The sequence below is a fragment of the Ralstonia sp. AU12-08 genome, assembly GCF_000442475.1.
GTDB lineage: Bacteria > Pseudomonadota > Gammaproteobacteria > Burkholderiales > Burkholderiaceae > Ralstonia > Ralstonia insidiosa.
This window is the reverse complement of sequence record NZ_ASZV01000073.1, coordinates 1-1,280: the sequence shown is the minus strand read 5'-3', so window position 1 is coordinate 1,280 and position 1,280 is coordinate 1. Positions and strand designations below refer to the sequence as shown.

Genomic DNA, 1,280 nt, shown 5'->3' with positions numbered 1-1,280 from the left:
TTGGAGTGACCCCTTGGGGCTGGACAGGGCGGCAGTTAGGGAGTGATACGCTTGCTGGGCCCCTACAAGGATCAGCTAGATGTCAACAAACGGGTCGTACCGGCGGCATAGTCCGCAATTCAAGTTGCAGCTATGTCACGACATTCGTGACGGCCGCATTGGCCGTCGTGAGGCGCAGCGAACCTATCGAATTTCAGCCAACCTCATTCAGATGTGGCTGAACCAGTTTGATCGCGGTGAGCTTGACAGTGAAGAAGTCGCAGCGTCAACGATCGCAGAATACGAGGTCAAGATCGCTGCACTGGAACGCAAGGTGGGACAGCTCACCATGGAAGTCGACCTGCTAAAAAAAACGTCGCGCCTGCTGCTCGTCAGCAGCAACGAGAACTCATCGATCGTGAGCGGCCCCTTCGTTGCTCCATCCGCCAGGGGTGCAACGTGATCGCGCTGCCTCGCAGTACATACTACTATCGCTCCACGGCCAAAGCTGTCGAGCTCAGTGATGGCCGCTTGGTGGAACTCATTGGCGAGATTCAAGATGAGTTTCCCGGGTATGGTTATCGACGTGTTGTCCGGGAGCTATGCGCACGCGGACATCACGTCAACCACAAACGGGTCGCTCGGATCATGCGGCAGCACGATCTAAGTGTCAGGCCGCGACGCCGATATGCGCGTGCAGGTACCGAGAGTGGAGATCTTGCGGCGTTTCCAAACCTGTATCGCAATGTCATTCCCTCCAAGCCGGATCTGGTCTGGGTGGGGGATATTACGTTCATCAAAGTCGCCGCAGGCTTTGTGTACCTCGCGGCCATTCTGGATGCGTGTAGCCGCAAAGTCGTGGGCTACGCGATCTCTCGTCGCATCGACACCGACCTGACCTTGGCCGCGTTGTTCGCCGCATTGCGAAACAGGCGTCCAACGCCAGGAAGCTGCATTCACCACACCGATCAGGGCTCGCAATATGCAAGCGCGAGGTACCGGGCTGCGCTGCGTGAATATGGTCTGATCGGCTCAATGAGTGCGCCGGGTAACCCTTACCACAACGCCCAGGCCGAGAGCTTTATGAAGACGTTAAAAGTCGAGGAAGTGTACCTGGCCGGTTACCGGACATTCGATGATGTCGCTGCGCGTCTGCCCAGGTTCATTGAAGACACCTACAATGCCAAGCGAATGCACTCGGCGCTCGGCTACGTTTCGCCCAACCAGTTCGAGTCCCAACTCACCCTGCAGGCGGCTTAGTTTCTAACTGCCGCCCTGTCCAGCCCCAAGGGGTCACTCCA

Annotated in this window: 2 protein-coding genes; both read left to right on the top strand. The window is 57.5% G+C overall.

What is annotated here, in order from left to right:
* Positions 1-79: 79 nt before the first annotated feature.
* Positions 80-442: a transposase gene (locus C404_RS60815; protein ID WP_004630237.1), complete on the top strand. Its 363-nt coding sequence runs from the start codon at positions 80-82 to the stop codon at positions 440-442.
* On the top strand, positions 391-1,239 hold the full coding sequence (locus tag C404_RS0130715; protein WP_310722459.1) for an IS3 family transposase: 849 nt from the start codon (positions 391-393) through the stop codon (positions 1,237-1,239). The genes C404_RS60815 and C404_RS0130715 overlap by 52 nt, the downstream gene beginning before the upstream one ends.
* Positions 1,240-1,280 lie beyond the last annotated feature (41 nt).

Excerpts from the sequence above, each read along its gene's own strand:
- C404_RS60815 (WP_004630237.1), top strand. The coding sequence starts at position 80 with ATGTCAACAAACGGGTCGTACCGGCGGCATAGTCCGCAATTCAAGTTG.